The 5,058-nt window shown below is 45.4% G+C and carries 6 protein-coding genes and 1 tRNA gene; 3 read left to right on the top strand and 4 right to left on the bottom strand.

What is annotated here, in order from left to right:
• Positions 1 to 112 precede the first annotated feature (112 nt).
• The 3 genes from F6K51_RS35120 to F6K51_RS35130 all read left to right on the top strand — a co-directional run bounded on the left by F6K51_RS35120 (position 113) and on the right by F6K51_RS35130 (position 1,395).
• On the top strand, positions 113 to 346 hold the full coding sequence (locus tag F6K51_RS35120) for a hypothetical protein (RefSeq protein WP_293030199.1): 234 nt from the start codon (positions 113 to 115) through the stop codon (positions 344 to 346).
• Positions 347 to 519: 173 nt separating this feature from the next.
• Entirely contained in the window at positions 520 to 1,245 is a 726-nt protein-coding gene (locus F6K51_RS35125; protein WP_293030202.1) for an HAD family phosphatase, read from the top strand.
• A gap of 77 nt (positions 1,246 to 1,322) precedes the next feature.
• A tRNA-Ala gene (locus F6K51_RS35130) sits at positions 1,323 to 1,395 on the top strand.
• On the opposite strand, the gene F6K51_RS35135 is transcribed toward F6K51_RS35130, so the two are convergent.
• The 4 genes from F6K51_RS35135 to F6K51_RS35150 all read right to left on the bottom strand — a co-directional run bounded on the left by F6K51_RS35135 (position 1,386) and on the right by F6K51_RS35150 (position 4,699).
• Positions 1,386 to 1,547 carry a hypothetical protein gene (locus tag F6K51_RS35135; RefSeq protein WP_293030205.1) on the bottom strand — a complete coding sequence of 54 codons (162 nt, stop codon included), beginning with the start codon at positions 1,545 to 1,547 and terminating at the stop codon, positions 1,386 to 1,388. The genes F6K51_RS35130 and F6K51_RS35135 overlap by 10 nt on opposite strands.
• 130 nt (positions 1,548 to 1,677) lie before the next feature.
• A complete protein-coding gene (locus F6K51_RS35140) occupies positions 1,678 to 2,622 on the bottom strand; it encodes a DUF4351 domain-containing protein (RefSeq protein WP_293030214.1) in 945 nt (314 codons plus the stop codon).
• A 178-nt stretch (positions 2,623 to 2,800) separates the two neighbouring features.
• A complete protein-coding gene (locus F6K51_RS35145) occupies positions 2,801 to 3,427 on the bottom strand; it encodes a restriction endonuclease subunit R (protein ID WP_293030208.1) in 627 nt (208 codons plus the stop codon).
• Between the two features lie 204 nt (positions 3,428 to 3,631).
• The gene (locus tag F6K51_RS35150; protein WP_293030211.1) at positions 3,632 to 4,699 is read right to left on the bottom strand and encodes an AraC family transcriptional regulator; all 1,068 of its coding nucleotides are present in this window, start codon (positions 4,697 to 4,699) and stop codon (positions 3,632 to 3,634) included.
• Positions 4,700 to 5,058 lie beyond the last annotated feature (359 nt).

Consider the following 5,058-nt stretch of genomic DNA (forward strand, 5'->3'; position numbering starts at 1 on the left):
GTACGACAGCAAAAGTTCTGACGGCACATTGAGAACGCCAATTGTCCTGGGGACGTTAAGAAATTTAGCTGTTCAAGAGCGAATGAATCCCCATCCATAATCTTTGATTTGGATGGGGTGCGTTCAAGAACCCTATATCAAGGCTTACGCTAATGGTAGTGTTGACGCTTGGATGGGTGCAGCTAGTTTTGAAGCAGTGCGCACTACGCAATGGTGGTGGCTGCATCAAATAACTCAGGGTCTAAAACCTTTGCCAGTAGGGAAATCAACTCCTTGGGAATCTCAATCTCAGGGGAGTTTTCCAGATGATATTGCGTCACTTGGGGTGCCGGTTCCAGCGGTATAGGGCAATTTTACAGTAAGCACTTGGACACAATTAACGTTGACTGTTAAGATTAGTAAAGTTGACTGTTAAAATCAGGGAATAGGCAACCGGTAACGGGGAGCAGAAGAGGGTTGAGTAACGTTATGTTTTTTAAGTTACTCAACAATAGTAACAGAATTTATGTCTAGGTACTTATGAGTTTGAAAGCAGTTCTGTTTGATTTTAACGGAGTAATAATCAATGATGAGCCGATTCACGAGAAACTAATTGAGGAAATTATTCTTGGGGAAAATTTGCGTCCGGATTCCGAAGAGTTTCGACAGGTTTGTACAGGTAGAGGCGATCGCTCTTGTCTGCGAGAGTTACTTAAGCGTCGCGGTCGGGTGGTTACGGAGGATTACTTAAATCAGCTCATTAGCCGCAAAGCTGCTGCCTATCAACGTCAGCTAGAAAGTATGGAAACCTTGCCCATTTATCCTGGTGTGGAGGATTTAATGGTTCAGATCCAGGGTGCTCAGATACCGATGGCTCTGGTGACTGGAGCACTGCGGAATGAGGTAGAAGTGGTGCTCAATCGCGCTGGTTTAGCTCACTATTTTAGTTTGATTGTTGCTGGTGATGATATTACTACTAGTAAACCGGAACCGGATGGCTATCTGCTAGCGGTAGAGCGGCTCAATCAAGTTTATGGTAACCTGAACTTAAAACCTGGGGAATGTCTAGTGATAGAAGATTCTTTGGCTGGAATTGAGGCGGCGAAGCGAGCTGGCATGCCAGTGGTAGGAGTGGCTAGTACTTATCCCCTTCATATGCTACAGCGTCACGCTAACTGGACTGTGGATTATTTGAATCAGCTGGAATTAGAACGAGTGCAGCAGGTCTATTCTGGGGTATCACCTGAGCCAGTAGGAGAAATATAGACCATACAAGGGCACAGGGATATTAGTCCCGGTGCTAGAATAAACATATAAACAAAAGTAATAAACCAAATTACTAGGGGGAATTGGCTCAGTTGGTAGAGCGCTGCGATCGCACCGCAGAGGTCAGGGGTTCGAATCCCCTATTCTCCATAGATAGCAGTTTTCAATTGGGTGAGGGACTTACGCCCTTGGGGTTTTCGGGAGTAGGGAGTAGGGAGTAGGGAGTAGGGAGTAGGGAGTAGGGGTAAGACAGCTGTGTGCCATGGCTTGGGGGAGCACCTTGAAAGCCCTTTGGAAACCATGGCAGTAGCGAATCTGATCTCATCTGAGGATAATTACCCTTAATAAAAATCTCCCCATCTCCCCAGACTCCCCACCCTCCCTACACTCCCCACACTCCCGTTAATTATGGGTATTCAACCAGACTTGATATTATCTATCCCTGAACTGGTTCAACCAATTGGTTAAATCCACTTCGGTTTCAAAATCTAACAACGCTTCCCCTAAATCCTCCAACTGGGAAAAGGATAACTGCTCAATTTGATGCTGTAATTGGGGATTGAGCTGACCTAGGCGACGGTTAAGTAGACGGATAATTAAATTAAGCTCATTGTGCTTTCCTTGTTCTAATCCTTGTTCTAATCCTTGTTCTAATCCTTGTTCTAATCCTTGTTTTAATCCTTGTTTTAATCCTTGTTCTAATCCTTGTTTTAATCCTTGTTCTAATCCTTGTTCTAATCCTTGACGAATAATGCGTTGATAAACCACCGACTCTTGCATCATATCCTCCCGAAAATAAGCTTGAATTAACTGCTCATCAAATTTCACCCCAGCCAACAGTTGGACGCAAGCAGATAGGTTACGCTGCTGTTGTGTATCTTCAATCATATCGATTCTGGCTGCTACCTGGGAGAGTAATGTTTCTGGGACTTCAGCTTGTGCTAACACTGCCAAGGGTAGTAACCCCGGGGTTGTCAGTAACGGTTGTGGATCACATTCCCAAATCCGAATCACTCGGTAGTGGAAGGATAGGTTCGGCTCGGTAAATTGATTCACAAATACTCCCGCTAATCGGCTTGGTTTCAGAAAAATTATTACCTGCTCAATCTTACAGCGATACTGGCGATACAACCTCACCCAATAATCGAGCATCCGCAGGGGTAAGGGAGGTTCAGACTGGGGTAGGGTTTGAAATTCCAAATGCAAAATAGCATCAGCAACCCGCACAAAAAACAAGGCATCTGCCCGAATTGGTTCTGTACTTAATTCGGTGTTGAGAATTTCTATATCTTCTGGTGGTTCCTGGTTCCACAACCAACGGGTAAAGGCTTGGGGATATTGTTCAACTAAATATTTAAGGGTACTGTCGTAACTCATAACACATATAGTAAAGGGAGTAGGGAGTAGGGAGTAGGGAGTAGGGAGCGGTGCGACCCCGCGCTTTTTCAAAGCTAAGCGTGAACGCGCACTCCCTGGGAATATGGCATCAAAAATTATCACAATTCCTACACGGATTGCTATTAAGTATTTTAATCTGCTGGTTACCCCTTCAGAACTAGATGTCTATTTGACTCAGTTTTTTAAGAATCCGAAGCACCTGATACAAATCATTTCCGGGATTGCGCAGTGAAAATTCAGCAGATGTGGCATATCTGGGCTTTTCACCGTTAACTAGTTTGATGAAAATGAAGGTACCACCAGTGGTAATCATGCCATAGCTTGGTTGATCTGGGTGGGGATTAGCTAACATGTAGGCCAGAAGTTGGGGTAGTCCAGCTTCTATGGAGAAGCTAGCCTGTTTGGATTCGATAATCGTCATCCAAAATTCGTTATGTAAGACTAGGGTATCAATGCTTCCTTTGACAATAATGCCGTGGTCATCAACAGAAATATCTACGGTTTTTTCGGCTTTGATGTGAAAGGGTTCTAGATAAAATTTTCCGATAAATATCAGGGGGGATAGGATGGCGAGATTAACGGTTTTTTCTAGTAAGGGTGGGTAATAGAGTAAATTAAAATAACCAGCTTTAACGTCATCTAATAATTGCTGTTGTAATTCGCTGATTTCTGGTAAGTTTTCTTGCCACTCGCGAAAGAATTGGTTATCGTTAACTAGCTGAAGATTGACTAGGGTTTTTAATTGCTTGAGGGTGACGTCTTTAGCTTGGATTGTTTCTACCATTGTTGTTAAGTTGTTGGTGGTGATCAGGGAATAAAAACGGAAAGTTACACGTTACAGGTTAGTTCAGACTTAAATTGATAGAGCAGGGAGCAGGGAGCAGGGAGCAGGGAGCAGGGATTAGGCAAGAGCCGAGAGTGAAACAATCCTGTGTACCTCATGAGTCCTAGAAACGCTATAACCGCTTAATTGGGTATACTAAAATACTTATCCAACATTCCGCCGGAACTCGGCAGGGGTGTGCCCGGTCCAACGCTTGAAGGCTCTGCGGAATGCACGATCTTCTGAGTAACCTAGCAAACAGGATATGGCTTCGATACTGAGTCTGGGGTCACTCAGGAACTGTTGTGCGTTTGCTTGACGAGTTTCGTCTAACAGTTGCCGAACGGTGATACCATGGTCTTGGGTCAAGCGTTGCAAAGCACGAAGACTCATGTTCATCTGTCGTGCTAGGGCTTCTGCACCATATTCAGAACGTTCAGCATTGTGAGCGTTCGCGTAGCGGCTCGTATCGAGCATCGCATTCCGGATCCTAGATAGTTCTGGAGAATCACTAGAACCTGCTAACCGTTCTCGCACCAGGTCTAGATGGCTCTGAATATAACGAAACAGATCCGGATCAGGCTGTTTGGTGGGTAGGTCTAGGGCTCCTTGACGAAATACAAGGGCATTGTGGGATTGTTGAAAGCATACTGGGCTACCAAAGAACTCTTCATAAACCTGGATTGGTCCGAAGGGCAGGTGAGTGAAGTCCGCGCGCACAAGGATATCATCTGCTCCTAAAATTTCCCGCATATAGCGCAACCCCAAAGCTAGTCCCACTTCAGCAGCGCAACCCCCATCTTCGGCATCCATGGGATGATGCATGTGTAAAATGCCCTCTGAGGAGGACTCAATCAGGGCGATGTGCAGTTGATCCGATAGCACAGACCGATAGCGCACTAAGTTCTGCAAAGCTTCTCTGAGATTTTCAGCATATCTAGCTCCATAGGCTAGTGTTCCAAAGTATGAGAAGGGAGTAGCACTGGCCATGTGGAGTGCGATCGCTTCCCCTGGGTAAGCCTTGGTCAGTAAGCGCCATACCGTTGGTACTAGGTGTTGAGACAGGTGGGCATCGGGATCGAGCAGATCGGTACGGGTTAGTCCTGTGGCGGCAGTGATCTGTTCCATGTCCACTCCCCGTGCCACTGCATAAGCTACGGTACTCGCCACCACGCTAGCTAGCATTTCGGGTTTGTGCAATCTGTCGTGAAATGTCCGATTTGGTGCGCCCATTGTCCTTATCACACCTCTGCTAAAGATGGCACTTTGGTTATAGAAAGCTAGTAAGCATTCAGCTAATAGCTGATAGCTTCAAAACCATTATAGTGCCCCATGAGCTGCATTATCGGTTTGCGATTTTTAAGGCATTTGATGACAGGGTTGCACCTTTAAATTTACTCAAGGAATTTTTCAGCAAAGCAAGATTAAAGGAGTAGAACAATGAGTGAATATAATGTAAACGATCGATTTGATGCCCAGGATCTCCTCAAGAAACCTGGTGAAGGAGAAAGGACAGCCACGGACATGATTATCATGGCTCGATCCAGAGACATGGGTGGTGATTTCTCAGTGATGCAGGGTGTGATCAATCC

This window comes from Moorena sp. SIO3I8 (assembly GCF_010692325.1).
In the GTDB taxonomy this organism is placed as follows: Bacteria; Cyanobacteriota; Cyanobacteriia; order Cyanobacteriales; family Coleofasciculaceae; genus Moorena.